At 65.6% G+C, this 15,124-nt stretch carries 10 protein-coding genes; 6 read left to right on the top strand and 4 right to left on the bottom strand.

Features of this window, described 5'->3' with window-relative positions; translation table 11 throughout:
* The 5 genes from B3D39_RS06090 to B3D39_RS06070 form a co-directional block, all read left to right on the top strand.
* The coding region (locus B3D39_RS06090; RefSeq protein ID WP_286789510.1) for a hypothetical protein at positions 1–847 on the top strand (847 nt) is incomplete at its 5' end.
* A 38-nt stretch (positions 848–885) separates the two neighbouring features.
* Positions 886–2,085: an iron uptake system protein EfeO gene (gene efeO / locus B3D39_RS06085; protein WP_286789509.1), complete on the top strand. Its 1,200-nt coding sequence runs from the start codon at positions 886–888 to the stop codon at positions 2,083–2,085.
* A 17-nt stretch (positions 2,086–2,102) separates the two neighbouring features.
* A complete protein-coding gene (locus B3D39_RS06080) occupies positions 2,103–3,359 on the top strand; it encodes a Dyp-type peroxidase (protein WP_286789508.1) in 1,257 nt (418 codons plus the stop codon).
* Between the two features lie 233 nt (positions 3,360–3,592).
* Positions 3,593–4,537 (top strand): sensor histidine kinase, encoded by a 945-nt coding sequence (locus tag B3D39_RS06075; RefSeq protein WP_286789507.1) that lies wholly within the window; start codon positions 3,593–3,595, stop codon positions 4,535–4,537.
* A 154-nt stretch (positions 4,538–4,691) separates the two neighbouring features.
* Positions 4,692–5,858, top strand: coding sequence for a glycosyltransferase family 4 protein (locus B3D39_RS06070; protein ID WP_414717973.1), 1,167 nt, complete (start codon positions 4,692–4,694; stop codon positions 5,856–5,858).
* A gap of 64 nt (positions 5,859–5,922) precedes the next feature.
* Here B3D39_RS06070 and B3D39_RS06065 read toward each other — a convergent pair whose 3' ends face one another.
* The 4 genes from B3D39_RS06065 to glgX form a co-directional block, all read right to left on the bottom strand.
* Positions 5,923–6,990, bottom strand: a complete 1,068-nt coding sequence (locus B3D39_RS06065; protein WP_286789506.1) for a sugar phosphate nucleotidyltransferase — start codon at positions 6,988–6,990, stop codon at positions 5,923–5,925.
* A 266-nt stretch (positions 6,991–7,256) separates the two neighbouring features.
* Positions 7,257–9,536, bottom strand: coding sequence for a malto-oligosyltrehalose synthase (treY, locus tag B3D39_RS06060; protein ID WP_286789505.1), 2,280 nt, complete (start codon positions 9,534–9,536; stop codon positions 7,257–7,259).
* On the bottom strand, positions 9,536–11,263 hold the full coding sequence (gene treZ / locus B3D39_RS06055) for a malto-oligosyltrehalose trehalohydrolase (protein ID WP_274961811.1): 1,728 nt from the start codon (positions 11,261–11,263) through the stop codon (positions 9,536–9,538). Before treZ ends, treY begins: the two co-directional genes overlap by 1 nt.
* Entirely contained in the window at positions 11,260–13,335 is a 2,076-nt protein-coding gene (gene glgX, locus B3D39_RS06050; protein WP_274961810.1) for a glycogen debranching protein GlgX, read from the bottom strand. The genes treZ and glgX overlap by 4 nt, the downstream gene beginning before the upstream one ends.
* Positions 13,336–13,558: 223 nt before the next feature.
* Between glgX and B3D39_RS06045 the strand changes: the two genes are divergently transcribed.
* Positions 13,559–15,073: a catalase gene (locus B3D39_RS06045; protein WP_274961809.1), complete on the top strand. Its 1,515-nt coding sequence runs from the start codon at positions 13,559–13,561 to the stop codon at positions 15,071–15,073.
* The last annotated feature ends 51 nt before the right edge of the window (positions 15,074–15,124 follow it).

Raw genomic sequence — 15,124 nt, 5'->3', positions numbered from 1 at the left:
TCTGGGCATTCCCGCCGATCCGCGCCTGATCGAGGTGCTGGGCTGGATCGCCTATCTGATCCCGGTCGCGGCGCTGACCTATTGGCCGCGTGCACTGCGTCCCGATCCCCGCACGGCGCAATGGCTGCGCGGCTCTCTCGCGGTCGCCTTCGCAGCGCTGGCCGTCGGTATCGCGGCGCTTTGGCCGCAACCGCAGGTGACGCTGCCCGATCATGCGCCGCGTGTGCTGGAAGGCGATGTCGACACCTCCGCCGGGCCCGATCTGCGCTTGCAGGGTGAGGTTCTGGAGATGGGCGCGACCCGCGTCGACCTGACGGGCGCCGAGGCCACGCCGGAGCGGCATCTGGGCCTGCCAAGCCTGCATCGCGAAGTGCAGAGCCAGACCGAGATCGCGGGTGCCCCCGGCCAGATCGATCTCGCCACGCTTGCGCAGCTTGCAGGTGGGCGCCTGCCGGTGGGCGTCAGCCCCGCGCGCAACCCCGGACCTTTCGTGGCCGAGTGGACGCGGCTCGAACAGGTGACCGTCTGGACCGCAGGCGATGCGCTTCTCGATGCGCAGGGCCGTAGTGCCGTTACGCTGCGCCTCTCGGGCGGCGGGCTGACCACGGCACGCACATTGCGCGTCGATATGGCTCCCGGTGGCATGGCGACCGGCGCCTGGGTCATGGCCCCCGCCGCCGCGCAAGACGCCGCCGATGCACTGCGCTCCGTGCGCCGCGCCCGTATCGAGCATCAGTTCTGGGCCCGAGAGTTGCCTGTGATCCTCTTCCTCATCGCGCTCGCACTGGCAGCTTCTGCGCTCGCCCGTGCGCGCCCCACACCGTTTTTCCCCGCCAGGTCCCTCTGACCAAGCCAAAACCGCAGAGCAAATACAGGAGCCTGACAATGAACATGTCGTCCCGCGCGCGCCGCCGCGCTGTCCCCCTTCTCGCCGCAACCGCGTTCTTCGCGCAGCCCGCACTGGCCGATGCGCCCACGAATAACGGGGCTGCGCAGGTCGCGATCACGCTTACGGGCGAGAATGGCGGCGCATGCGTGCTCGATCACGACAGCGCGGCGGCCGGGCCGATCACCTTCACGGTGACGAATGAATCCGCCCCGGCGATCTCCGAGCTGGAGCTGCTGTCGGACAGCCGCATTCTCGGCGAGAAAGAGAACCTCGCCCCCGGTCTGCCCGCATCGAGCTTCACCGTCACGCTCGACGGTGGCGACTATCGCATCTACTGCCCGGGCGCGGTCGAAGACACCGTGGCCTTCACCGTGACCGGTGAGAGCAAGCAGCGCGCCCAAAGCGCGATCGGCGATCTCTTGGACGAAGGCACCGCAGGCTACGCCAATTACGTCGAAGGCATGGTCGACGCGATGGTGACCGCAAGCGAACGGCTCGCCGCCAAAGTGGATGCGGGCGACGTGGAGGGCGCGAAGGCGGCCTATGCGCAGGCGCGTCCGTTCTACGAGCGGATCGAGCCCGACGTCGAAGGCTTCGTCCTTCCCGGCACCGACCCGACCGACAACTCTGGCAACCTCGATTACCTGATCGACATGCGCGCCTCGAACCTCGACCCGGCGGTCGGCTGGCACGGCTTCCACGCGGTGGAGCGCGACCTGTTCGAAAAAGGCGAAATCACCGATGAGACCAAGGCCTATGCGGCGGAACTGGTGAAGAACGTCAAGATGCTCGCCGATCTGTCGGGCGGGATCGAATATCGTCCCGAGGATCTGGCGAACGGTGCGGCGGCCCTTCTGGAGGAAGTGCAAAGCGGCAAGATCAGCGGTGAGGAAGAGGCCTATAGCCATATCGACCTCGTGGACTTCGCGGCCAATATCGAAGGCGCGCATCAGGCGTTTGCCTTCCTCGAGCCGGGGCTGAAGCGGATCGACCCGGACGTGGCCGAAACCATCGCGCAGCGCTTCGCGGATGTGCAGACGATGCTCGAAGACTACCGCGATTCCGACGCTCTGGGCGGCTACAAGATCTACGATGCCGAGCTGCGCAAATCCGACGCGGTGAAGCTGAGCCGCGCGATCCAGATGCTGCAGGAGCCGCTGTCGCGGATCGCTGAAAAAGTCGCGACGGCAAGCTGAAGACGAAGGAGGCCATGATGCGCGGGCAAGACGATAAACCGGCAGGACTGTCGCGGCGTGGGTTGTTTCTCGGCGCGGCAGCGCTTGGCGGCACCTTCGCCACGGCGGGGCAGGCGGCGGAGACCGGCAAGGTCGCGCCCGACGCCATGCCCGATCCGGACCAGAGGCGCTATGCCTTTTACGGCACCGGGCCGCAGGCCGGGATCGCCACGCCGCCGCAGCAGCATCTGATGGCCATGGCTTTCGACCTGACCGGGACCGATCCGCGCGCGCTGCAAGTGCTGCTCGCGCGCTGGTCGGCCTCGATCGGGCTGATGATGGAAGGGCAGCCGGTCGGTCCGGCCGAGCCCGACCGCGAGACAGCCACCGCGCTCGAGACCGGCGAGGCGCTCGGGCTTGGTCCGGCAGGGCTGACGGTGACCGTGGGCCTTGGCCCGCGCGTCTTCTCCAAGGAGATGGGGCTGGCGGCGAAAGCCCCGCCGCATCTGCGCCCGCTCGCCGATCTGCCCTCGGACGCGCTACGCCCCGAGATCAGCGGCGGCGATCTCTCGCTACAAGCCTGCGCCGACGATCCGCAGGTCGCCTATCACGCGGTGCGCATTCTCGCACGGATCGCGAAACGCACCGGCGCCGCAACGGTGCGCTGGACCCAGCTCGGCTTCGGGCGCGCCTCGGCCGGGGCAGGGCAGGAGACGCCGCGCAATCTCTTTGGCTATCGCGACGGCACCCGCAACATCACCACGCCCGAGCAGCTCGCGCAGCATGTCTGGGCCAATGACGGTCCCGACTGGCAGCATGGCGGGACCTATCAGGTGATGCGCCGGATCGAGATGCATATCGAGAACTGGGACAACGCACAGGTCAGCCACCAGAATGACGTCTTCGGGCGGCACAAGCTCACCGGCGCGCCGCTGACCGGAGAGAATGAATTCGACACGCCCGATTTCAAGGCGAAGAACGCGCAAGGCGAGCCGGTCATCCCGACGCACGCGCATATTCGGCTGTCGGCGCATGAAACCAATGATGGCATCCGCATCCTGCGGCGCGGCTACAACTTCACCGGCGGGCTGAATGCGGTCGGACGGCTCGATGCGGGACTGTTCTTCATCAGCTACCAGAACGACCCCGCGCATTTCGAGGCACTGCAACGTCGCCTTGGCGCGTCGGATCTGCTGAACGAATACATCTCCCACACCGGATCGGGGCTGTTCTGGGTGCCGCCTGCGGCGCCGAAAGGGTCTTATATCGGGGCACCGCTTTTCGCAGCGGTCTAAGCCTCCGGGGCGGATCCGGCGGTGAGGCCCTTGCGCGCCGTCGTGGCGGCGAGACCAAGAAGCAACAGGAACTTCAGGAAGTCTGAGCCGTGCCGGGGGCATAGGTACCGGGGGCTGGCGGTTTACAGCAGTTGACTCAGTCGGGGGAAAGGTCACTGTGTCGGGCCGGGCCATTCGGCTCCGCGCCCCGCTCATCCTCCCCCGCACATCGTCAGTACCGAGGTTTCCCCAGCATGTCGCTTCCCCCCATCGGCCTCGAGGACGCATTCGGCATTGCCGGGATCGGCCGCTGGGAATTCTCGGTCGAGGCGCGCCGCTTGGTAATCGACGAGCCGTGTCGTCTCCTCTTCGACATCTCCGAGGGAGAGATGGACTTGCAGGACGCAGTGCGGACACGGGTGGTCGCGGAAGACCGCGCGCGCGTTTTCGAGGCGCTCGACAGCGCCGTGAGCGATGGCGACCTCTATGACGAGGTCTTCCGGATCACCCTTCCCTCCGGCGAGCAGCGCTGGATCCGTGGCGTCGGAAAATACCGCGCGCAGGCGGGCCAGCGCAAAGTCATCGGGGTCAGCTTCGACATCACTTCCGAGCAGGAGTTGCTCGCCGAGCGCGAGCTGCACCTCGCCGAGATGAACCACCGCATCAAGAACCTCTTTGCGCTCGTCTCCGCGATGATTTCCAGCGCGGCCCGCGCGAGCGAAACCAAAGAGGAGATGCTGGACGAGTTGCGCGGCCGCGTGACCGCCCTCGATCGCGCGCATTCCATGATGTTGCGAACGGACAGCACCCAGCCTGTCGCGCTCGGCGGGCTGTTGGAGCGGGTGCTTGCGCCTGCACGCGCCGAGCAAACCATTCTGCTGTCGGGCGCAGAGGTGATGATCCCCGCGCGGGCGCTGACCTCGCTGGCCTTGATCTTGCATGAATGGGTGACGAACTCCGCCAAATACGGCGCGCTGAGATCCGTGGACGGCCAGATCAAAGTGACGTGGGAGCCCTATGAGAACGGCGTTCACCTCACCTGGAAAGAGCAGGTCCCGGATTACGACGCGGCCGCCGAACAGGGCTTCGGCTCGCGCCTGATCCTCGCCTCGGCGATGCAATTGCGCGCCGAGAAAGAGCGCCGCTATGAGGATGGCTGGCTCATTATCGACATGAAGCTGCCACTCGACGGGTACTGACGCGCGCGACCCCCGGGGGGGAAATCGGGCAACAGCCGAGACTTTCTGCATGATCGGCTCCGCGATGCAGGAACAAGCGTCGCACCCATTGGTTCCCCTACACGATACGATTGAAGTCCCATTACCGAAACAGCCCGTTCATCGCCCGGAGCCCATGCGTTTCCGGGAAGGGAGGCACATGCGCATCGCTATCATTTCCCCAATTCGTCACCCCATTTCGGCGCCCTTCATGGGTGGGATGGAGGCTCATTCCTACGCGCTCGCAGGCGCCCTCGTCGCGCGAGGGCATGAGGTGACACTCTTTGCGTCGGGCGACAGTCAGCCGCCCGAAGGGGTGGAGCTGTATCCGGTCACGGAGCACCATGTCGACAGTGCCTATCCGTCGAAAGGCGGCCGCGAGTCCGATGTGCCCGATACCCATCTCGACGGTGCCTTCGCGGGCATCCTGCAAAAGTTGGAGACGGGGGGCTTCGACATCATTCACAACAATTCGCTGCACCGCTATCCGCCGCGGTTGGCGCGGCGGGAGCGGATCGCGATGCTGACGTCCCTGCATGTGCCGCCCCTCGAGACGCTGCGTGACGCCGTCCACGATGCCCGCGCGCCATGGTGTCGTTTCACCGTCTGCACGGGGGCGCAGCGCGAGCGTTGGGCCAAGCCCGACTGCGACCTGTCCTTCCATGTCGTACCGAACGGGATCGATACCGGCGTCTGGGGCTTCTGCCCTCATGCCGATGGCTCGGCGGTCTGGTTCGGGCGCATCACTCCCAACAAGGGCACCGCGGAGGCCGTGAAGGCCGCGCGGATCGCGGAGCTGCCGCTGCGGATTTACGGGCCAATCGAGGATCGTGCGTATTTCGACGACACCATCGCCCCCTATCTCGGGTCGCAGATCACCTATGGGGGTAATCTGACGGCGGAGGACCTGAGCGCCGAGGTCGCCAGGGCGTCGGTCTGCTTTTTCACGCCGGTCTGGGATGAACCCTTCGGGCTCGCCGCAGCCGAGGCGATGTCCTGCGGGGTGCCCGTCGCCGCCTTCGACTCCGGCGCGGTGCGCGAGGTCGTGGGCGAGGCGGGCATGATCGTGCCGACGGGGGATGTGTCCGCGCTTGCGAGCGCTGCGCGCAAGGCGATGACCTGCGACCGACAATTCGTGCGCGACCGGGCGGTCGCCCGTTTCGGGGTGGAGCGGATGGTCGACCGTTACGAAGAGCTCTATCGCATGTGCATGGCGGGGCTCTCGGAGCCCGCGCCCGAGGTCGATTTCGCCCCGGACGACCTGCCGCCGGCAGAGGTCGGTGTCAGGCTGGCGGTGGAATAGCGCGGGACTGAAAAAGGCGCGGACCGCTGAAGGTCCGCGCCAGAAAACGTCTCGGAATTGGCAGCTAGTGCAGCCGCTCTCTGGAGCGATCGACCATCGCCTGCGTGATCAGGTTGGTGTCGCCGCTGCGGCGGAACCAGCGCATATTCGTGCGTCCGATCCCTTCCACGATCGTTCCGGCTGGCAGCGAGACATCGGGTGCCAGCAGCGTATCGGTCAGGTGGCAATCGCGCGAGACGGCCCCTTTTGCCGTCAACGCGGAGCGCCGTCCGACCCCGATGACGCCCGGCTGCGCTTCGAGACGAAGGCAGCTCAGCGGCGGGCTACCCCGTGTCGTGCCGCCTTGTGGTGCCGCGAAATCCAGAAGCGCAGAGCGATAGTCGTCGAGCGTGTCGATATCGCGCCAATAGGCTTCGCGCCCGGCGTCGCTGCGCGGCAGGCGGTAGGCTTGCAGGGCCTTCTCGCGCAGCGCAGCTTCCAGAAGATCCGTCTCGATCGAAATATCGAACCGGCCCCGAGACAGTTCCGGCAGTTCCTTGCGCAGCCACGCTGTCTTGAAGAGGTAGATCCCCGTCGCGACCAAACTGCGCCCCGAGTTTTCGCCGATCTCGGCGGGCGCGCTCGGGCGATGGGTGAGCGCGCTGACATGCCCGTCTCGCGCGACCTCCAGCACCGAATGATGCTCCGCATCCGAGGATGAAAGCGTTGCCGCGACCAGCGTCGCGGGCGCGTCACTCAGACGATGGCTCTGGATGAACGGACGCAGATCGATGTCGCAAATCTGATCGGCGGGCATCACCAGAACGTCGTTAACGCCTTCGCGCTCGAGCAGGTTGAGATTGGCGAGAAGCGCATGGGCCGTGCCGCGATAGCCGCCGCGCGAGAGCCGCGTCGCATCGCGGATGAGCAAACCGTCGGGGAAGGCATCCGCCCATCTGTCGCGCAGGTGCCGGATCAGCGGCGCGGGGCGATACTGGGTCGCGATGATCGCCCGTGTGAACCCGGCAGCACGCAGCGAAGCAAGGGTGAAATCCACCAATCTCTGGCCGCCAGCGCCGAAGGGCAGGGCAGGTTTGCAACTCTCCTCGGTCAGCTCGTACAGACGCTTTCCGCGCCCACCGGCCAAGACCATTGGAAGACAGCCGTTCAATAAATCGGGTCGTTTCTGAGCCAGCATCAGAGTTCCTCCCCCGTGACGCTGCGACATGAATAAGCTTAACGCTTTTCAAAAATGAAAGCCATGAAACGGGTCCGCAGTTCCCGGATTTCCGCCGGTTCGCGGTAAGATTTTTGCGTGTGTTTTTTGACCATTTCGAGAGCTTCCCGATAACCCTTTGAGTCTAGGGGACGGTCTCGGACGATGTGTCAAAAAGCAGGTCGCGCTGATCCGCCGATCAATTAGGCAGGCGGCGGAAATGCGAGGCGGGCGGCAGTGTCTTCTGCTGCCGAATCGCGAATCTCGAAGAGCGCGCCATCGCTGAGATCGCGCAGGTCACGACGGAAGCGCAGGGTGATTTCGCGCCCGCCCGCGCGACGGGTCAGCGTAAAGATGCCGTCACGCTCTGCCGCCTCGGCGGTGCCTGCGCGGAACACGTCCTCCGCCTGTCGTCGCAGCTTCAGAAGGCGTCGGGTGGCGTCCGATTTCGCCTGCTCGAAGGACGTCAGGGTTTCCGGCAAAGCGAAAGGGCGGCGATTGTCGGGATCGGTCAATTCGTAGAGGGCGCGCTCCCCGCGCTGGTAGATGTCGGGCATGCCGGGCAGCATCATCTTCAGCGCCAGTTGCAGCAGCGAAAGCCGCTGCCCCGTCGCGATCAGGGGCGCGAGCTCGGCAGGCGGCTGCGCCTCCCACGCCGCGCAGATGCGCCGCGCCGCGTCCAAGGCGGCGTCCTCGGCTTCGATATCGGGGAAGGACCAGCGCGTGATCTCCCCGCCCTCGCGCAGCGCTTTGCGAAGATGCTCGGTCAGGCGCTCGCACAGGTCCGGACCGGGCGCGGGATCGTCCCAGATGCCCAGAAGACTTTGCGTGGCATACCAGACGAAACCGGAATCCGAGAGTGCGGCGTCTTGCATCGCCGTATCGAACAAATCAGCAAAGGTCTTGGGATGATGAGAGATCGCGGCGATCCGCATCCGTGTGTCCTCAGCGCGTTTCGTGTCGTGGCTCGAGGTGAGCGTCATCGCCGTGTCCCGCTGGCCCTGCGCGCTGGAGAACCACGCGTTCAGCCCCCGCGCATCCAGCAGCGGCGTATCGGGTTCCGCGCCGACCTCATTGGCAGCGAGATAACGGGTGTGGCGGAAGAAGGCCGTGTCCTCCTGCGCCTTCGCCACCACCGCGCCCGTGACCTGCTGGAACCGGATGCGGAACTTGAGGCTCGGCTTGTCCGTCCCGTCGAGCAGCAGCCCGGCGAGCAGATCGAGCGCCTCGCGCTGCGGCAAGGTCTCTGCCGCAGCTTCCACCGTCTCTTCGATGATGGCGCGGTCCTCGGGCGTCGCGGGCGGCGTGGTGATATAGGTTCGATAGCGCGGGAAGAAAATCAGCAGCGCCAGCATCGCCTCGCGCAGCGTCTCGGCATCGGGCGGATCGAGCCGATCCACGACGAGCGCCGCCTGCGCGAGGTCGATCAGCTGGTGCAACTCCGCGGCGAGGTCTTCGGGGATCACCTGCGCGCGCGCCTCGCGGCACATCGTCTCGTAATCGTCGCAGCCGCCGGTGCGCTCGCGCCAAAGCGTGTCGAGCCGCGCGAAGCCTTCGGGTTCGGTCAGCAGGCGGCAAATCTGCCGTCCCGCCTCGTAGCCCGTGGTGCCGTCGGTCTGCCACGCAGGTGGCATCGCCTCATCGTCGGTCAGAATTTTCTCGACCCAGATCGGGACTGCATCGCCGACAGTCTGGCGCAGCCGCTCCAGATAGGTGGCGGGATCGGCGAGCCCGTCGATATGATCGATCCGTAGCCCGTGGGCGAGCCCCTCGCGCACCAGTCGCGCAGGCAGTTCGGTCATCGCGGCGAATACCGTCGGGTCTTCGACGCGCATCCCGATCAGCCCGGTGACGTTGAAGAAGCGCCGATGCGAGAGCGCGCCGCGTTCGCGCGTCCAGTCGCGCAGCTGCCAGTGCTGGTGCGTCAGGACCGCAGCGATGTCTCCCAGCGCCGCCGTGCCGGGCGCGAGCGGCAGCCAGCCGCCCTCCCATTCCACCGCGCCACCGTGATCCTCAGTCAGTCGCAGCTCACCCTTCGCCAGCATGTCGTCGAGCGGCTCCGGAAGGAAAGGCAGGATCAGTTTTTGCGACCAGTCGATCGCGAAGTAATCGGCATAGGCGCTGTCGGGGCCATGGCGCATCGCATCGCGCATCCACGGATTGTCGAGTGAGAGAGCGGTGTGATTCGGCACAAGGTCGAGCACGATGTCCAGCCCCAGCGCCTGCGCGGCCTCCGACAGCGCACGAAACCCGTCCTCGCCGCCAAGCGCCGGGTCGATCTCCTGCGGATTGGCAACGTCGTAGCCGTGGGTCGACCCCGCGGTCGCGGTGAAGATCGGCGACAGGTAGAGATGGCTCACGCCAAGATCCGCGAGATAGGGCAGGAAGGTTTTCGCAGCCGCGAAGTCGATGCCGTTTCGCAATTGCAGCCGGTAGGTCGCGATCATGGGGTGGGCGGTGGCAGCGGGCAGATCGGACGGCATCACTCAATCCTCATGTCGATGGCGAAGGCGTCCCGGCGCGGGTCGCCCATCGAGAATAGCGCAGGCTCGCGGCGTGCAGCATTGGATGCAGGCGCGCCAAGGCTGACGAGAATATCGAGCGTTCCCGCCGCGAAAGGCCAGCGCGCGTTGAAGGCCTTCGCCCCGTGGCGCGTGACCTCTCCGGGCCCGGTTTTGCCGCTGCGCGAAAGCGGCAGCAGATGCGTCCGGCGCAGGTTCAGAAGCTGGCGCGTCAGCCGCAGCCACTCCTGCGCGCGCGGCCCGGTGTCGCGGTAAGGGTAGCACAGGCGCGGCGTGTCGGGAGAGGCGGGGTCGATCATCGCCCCCGTGTCGTAGCCGATGCCTTGCAGCTCTTTCGTCCGGCCCGCGCGCAGTGCGGTGACGGCGTCCGGCGGCGGGTCCGCGAAGAAGGGGAAGGGCGCGGTCGAGCCGACCTCTTCGCCCATGAACAGCATCGGCGTGAAGGGCATCAGCAACAACAGCGCATGGATCACCGCACCCGCCTCGTCGCCGATAAGGCTCAGGAGGCGTTCGCCCTCGGGACGGTTGCCCGCTTGGTCATGGGTGAGGTTGGCGTTCACGAAAGCGGACCATGGCAAATGGGCGGCGGGCGCGCCGCGTGCCTTGATGCCATCGGAACGCGTCTGGCCTTCCTCGACCTGGCCCCGCGCCATTGCCTGCGCAAGGTCACCGAACGGATCGGCGGCATGGGCTTTGTAGTAGCCCTGCGTCTCGCCGGTCAGGGCGACATGCAGCGCATTGTGCCAATCGTCGTTCCACTGCGCATCGAAACCGGCCTCGCGCAGGTCAGGGAGGTTGCGCTCGTCTTCGAGGATCAGGTGGATCGGACGGCCTCGGTCCTGCGCGCGGATCGTTTGCAAAAGCTCGATCAGGAAATGCGGCTTGGACGGATCTCGGATCGCGTGGACCGCATCGAGCCGCAGCCCGTCGAGCCGATACTCGTCGATCCATCCCGTCGCCGTGTCGCGCAGCAGGGCGCGCAGCTCGGGCCGTGTGAAGTCGATCGCATCGCCCCATGGCGTTGCCTCCCCGCCGAAGGTCTGGGGCGCATAGGCGTGCAGGTAGTTCCCGAAGGGGCCGAAATGGTTCAGCACCAGATCGAGGATCACCATGATCCCGTGGCTTTGCGCTGTGCGGATGAAGGCGCGCATCTCGTTGGGACTACCATAGGCGGGATGCGGAGCGCGCAGCAAAACCCCGTCATAGCCCCAGCCATGGGCGCCGTGGAACTGCGAGACGGGCATGATCTCGATGGCCGTGATACCAAGCTCCGCCAGTTCGGGCAGGCGTTCCGCAGCAGCAGCGAACGTGCCCTCGGGGGTGAAGGTGCCGATATGGATTTCGAGGATCACCGCCTCGTCCCATGGCCGCCCTTGCCACGGCGCGCCCCAGTCGAAACGGGCCGGATCAACGGTCAGAGAGGGCCCGTGAACATCGCCTTGCTGGCGGCGTGCGGCCGGATCGGGGTAGTCGGTGCCGTCGAGGCGGAATGCGTAGGGCAGTCCGTCGCGGGCCGCGACTGAGGCCTGCCAGCCGCCGTCTCCGACCGGTGTCATGTCATGTGCCGCTCCGTCCAGCACCAGCTCTGCGCGCTTCGCGGCAGGCGCCCAGATGGCGAAGTCCCAGTTCCCATCCGTCCCCGGATGCGCACCCCAGCGAAGGGGCCGCCGATCGCCTGCCGCCGTCACGTGTCGCCCTCGTCGCTCGCAACTTCACCCTCACGACAGAACGCGTGCAGCGATTGCCACGGCAGCGACTGCACTCCGTCGACTGCCTCGTCGCAGCGCGGATTGTCCCGGGTCGTGTCGAGGATATGGTGCCAGCCGTCGCCGGGCAGGTTGAACTCGCAGGCGTCGCCCGCATTGGCGACGATCAGCAGCTCGGGGTAGCCTGCCAACCGGTGCCGCAATCCGACGCAGCACTGCCCCGCTTCCTGCCAGTCGTCGTCCTTCATCTGCCGCCCCGACGCGTGCCACCAATCGCTGACCGGGGTCGCGGCGTTGGGTGCGAAGGCGGGCGGAGCGAGGTGGTAGCGCCAGTCCTGCCGGAACGCGACCATCGCGCTGAGGCTGTCGCGCAGATCGGTCCGCGCGCCCTCCCAGTCGATCCATGTCGTCTCGTTGTCCTGACAATAGGCGTTGTTATTGCCGTTCTGGCCCTGACCCATTTCGTCGCCTGCGAGGATCATCGGCACGCCGTGGCTGACCATCAGCGAGCCCAGCATCGCGCGCGCCCTACGCAGGCGGGCGGCGTTGATCTCGGGATCGTCGGTCGGTCCTTCGACGCCCATATTGTCGGACAGGTTGTGGTCGTGGCCGTCGCGATTGCCCTCGCCATTGGCCTCGTTGTGCTTGTGGTTGTAGCTGAGCGTATCCCAGAGCGTGAACCCGTCATGGGCGGCTAGAAAGTTGATCGAAGACGTCGCGGGGCGGTGCGTGTGGTCGAACTGCACCGGCGAGCCCATCAGCCGCTGGGAAATCTTCGGTAACAGCCCCGGATCGCGGCGCCAGAACGCGCGGGTGTCATCGCGGAACTTGTCGTTCCACTCGCGGAAGGGCCAGGGAAAACCGCCCACCTGATAGCCGCCTTCGCCGATATCCCACGGCTCGGCGATCAGCTTTACACCGGACAGCACCGGGTCCTGCCGGATCGCGTTGAAGAAAGCACCCTCGCGTTCGAAGCCGGCGGGTTCGCGGCCAAGTGTCGAGGCGAGGTCGAAGCGGAAGCCGTCGACGTGGACCGCCTCCACCCAGTAGCGCAGGCTGTCCATCACGAGGCGCAGCACCATCGGATGGGCGACGTTGAGCGTGTTCCCGGTGCCGGTCGTGTCGAAGCCGTGGCGTTTGTTTTCCGGCGACAGCAGGTAGTAGCTGCGATTGTCGATGCCCTTGAAGCTGAGCGTCGGGCCAAGCTCGTTACCCTCGGCGGTGTGGTTGTAGACCACGTCGAGGATCACTTCGATCCCGGCCTCGTGGAAGCGTTTCACCGCGGCGCGCACCTCGCGCACGTCCTCGCCGGCGAGATAGCTGCGATTGGGCGCGAAGAACCCGATGGAATTGTAACCCCAGTAGTTCGACAGGCCGTTCTCGACCAGGTGGCGATCCTGCACGATGGCATGGATCGGCAAAAGCTCGATCGTTGTCACCCCGAGCGACAGCAGGTGGTCGATGATCGGCGGCGAGGCGAGCGCGCGGAAGGTCCCGCGATCGGCCTGAACGACGCCGGGATGGCGCATCGTCAGGCCCTTTACATGGGCTTCGTAGATCACCGTTTCGGACCACGGGCGGTGCAGCACCTGATCCTGATCCCAGTCGAACTGCGTGTCGACGACGATGGCTTTCGGCATGAACGGGGCGGAGTCTCGGGTGTCCTGCTTCAGATCGGAGCCACCGATGGGATAGCCGAACAGCGCGTCATCCCATTTCAGATAGCCCCGCATCGCCATCGCATAGGGGTCGAGAAGCAGTTTGTTCGGATTGAAGCGCAGCCCTTCCTCGGGGGCGAACCGCCCGTGGACGCGGTAACCATAGGCGAGGCCTTCCTGCGCGCCGGGCAAATGGCCGAACCAGATCCCGCCCTCCTGCTGCGGCATCTCCAGCCGCGCGAGTTCCTCTTGGCCCTCATCGTCGAAAAGGCACAGCTCCACCTTCTCGGCCTCTTCGGAGAAAATCGCGAAATTCACACCGTCTCCGGTGACGCGCGCGCCAAGAGTGTCGGGTCGCCCCGCATACGGATCGAAACGCAGCGAACTGGGGGTCATAGGGGAGGCTCCATGTGCGGAAGAAACGGCGACGCGCCAACGGGATCAATGCGCCGCAGTGTAATCGGTTCCCAAGCGTAAGCCGCTAAGGGCCGGATCGGGACCGGCGCACGCATTTCGACCAACATATCGGAGCCGTGAATTCAGTCGTGGAAACTTCAAGGAACTGCGCCACGCCCCCTGCGTTTCCGAACCGATATTTTCCAAAATCAGAGGTTCCGACATGACGAACGACAAGCGCGGACGCCCCGCCACCACAGATGGGGGCGCCCCCGTCCAAAGTCTCGAACATTCGCTCACGGTCGGTTCCGATGGTCCGATCGTTCTGAACGATCACTACCTCATCGAGCAGATGGCGAATTTCAACCGCGAGCGCATCCCGGAGCGTCAGCCCCACGCCAAAGGTTCGGGCGCCTTCGGCCATTTCACCGTGACGGGCGACGTCTCGAAATACACCAAGGCGAAGGTGTTCCAGCCGGGTGCGAAGACCGACATCGTGGCGCGGTTCTCGACCGTCGCAGGCGAGCGCGGCAGCCCCGACACATGGCGCGACCCGCGCGGCTTCTCGGTGAAGATGTATACCGAGGAAGGCAACTTCGACATGGTGGGCAACAACACTCCCATCTTCTTCGTGCGCGACCCGCTGAAATTCCAGAGCTTCATCCGCAGCCAGAAGCGCCGTGCCGATAACGGTCTGCGCGACCACGACATGCAGTGGGACTTCTGGACCCTCTCGCCCGAGAGCGCGCATCAGGTCACCTATCTGATGGGCGATCGCGGCATCCCGCGCACCTGGCGCGAGATGAACGGCTATTCGAGCCACACCTATTCGCTCGTCAACGAAGCCGGTGAGATGTTCTGGGTGAAGTTCCACTTCAAGACCGATCAGGGCGACGGCAACGCGCATTTCACGCAGGAAGAAGCGGACGAGATGGCGGGCGCCGATAGCGACTATCACCGCCGCGACCTGTTCAACGCGATCTCCGAGGGCAACGCTCCGAGCTGGACGCTTTATTTCCAGATCATGCCCTTCGAGGATGCAAAGACCTATCGTATCAACCCGTTCGACCTGACGAAGGTCTGGCCGCACAAGGACTATCCGCTGATCGAGGTTGGCAAGATGGTGCTCGACCGCAACCCGACCGATTTCCACACCGAAATCGAGCAGGCGGCCTTCGAGCCCAACAACATGGTCCCCGGCGTGGGTCTCTCGCCCGACAAGATGCTGCTGGCACGTGGCTTCTCCTATGCCGATGCGCACCGCGCGCGGCTCGGGGTGAACTACAAGCAGATCCCGGTGAACAAGCCGCAGGCCGAGACCAACGCCTACACCAAGGACGGCGCGCTGCGGGTCAACAAGTCCGAAGACCCGGTCTATTTCCCGAACTCCTATGGCGGGCCGGAAGCGCATCCGCAGCAGGCGGAGGCTGGCCTCTGGTACTCCGATGGCGAGATGGTCCGTCAGGCCTATACACTGCGCGAGGATGACGACGACTGGAGCCAGGCAGGTTCGCTGGTGCGGGACGTGATGGACGACGCGGCGCGCGAGCGTCTCGTGAACAACGTCACCGGTCACCTCTGCGACGGTGTGAGCGAGAAGATTTTGCAGCGTGCGTTTGAGTACTGGCGCAACATCGACGGCGATATCGGCGCGCGCATCGAGAAAGCGGTCCGCGACAAGCTGGGCGGTGAATCGAAAGCGCCGGGCATGGCTTCGGCGAAAAGCATCAGCGGCTAAGCTGAGCGTCAGACAGACCAAAGGAAAAGGCGGGGCCCAGCCCCGCCTTTT

This window comes from Thioclava sp. UBA3469 (assembly GCF_002378135.1).
GTDB classification, from domain to species: Bacteria; Pseudomonadota; Alphaproteobacteria; order Rhodobacterales; family Rhodobacteraceae; genus Thioclava; species Thioclava sediminum.
Note: the sequence above shows the minus strand (reverse complement) of the source record. Positions and strands in the feature narration are given on the sequence as shown.

What these genes read in the sequence shown, in the direction of transcription:
- B3D39_RS06045 (WP_274961809.1), top strand. Translation starts at nt 13,559, where the DNA reads ATGACGAACGACAAGCGCGGACGCCCCGCCACCACAGATGGGGGCGCC.
- glgX (WP_274961810.1), bottom strand. Translation starts at nt 13,335, where the DNA reads ATGACCCCCAGTTCGCTGCGTTTCGATCCGTATGCGGGGCGACCCGAC.
- B3D39_RS06070 (WP_414717973.1), top strand. Translation starts at nt 4,692, where the DNA reads ATGCGTTTCCGGGAAGGGAGGCACATGCGCATCGCTATCATTTCCCCA.
- B3D39_RS06065 (WP_286789506.1), bottom strand. Translation starts at nt 6,990, where the DNA reads ATGGTCTTGGCCGGTGGGCGCGGAAAGCGTCTGTACGAGCTGACCGAG.
- treY (WP_286789505.1), bottom strand. Translation starts at nt 9,536, where the DNA reads ATGCCGTCCGATCTGCCCGCTGCCACCGCCCACCCCATGATCGCGACC.
- B3D39_RS06080 (WP_286789508.1), top strand. Translation starts at nt 2,103, where the DNA reads ATGCGCGGGCAAGACGATAAACCGGCAGGACTGTCGCGGCGTGGGTTG.
- efeO (WP_286789509.1), top strand. Translation starts at nt 886, where the DNA reads ATGAACATGTCGTCCCGCGCGCGCCGCCGCGCTGTCCCCCTTCTCGCC.
- B3D39_RS06075 (WP_286789507.1), top strand. Translation starts at nt 3,593, where the DNA reads ATGTCGCTTCCCCCCATCGGCCTCGAGGACGCATTCGGCATTGCCGGG.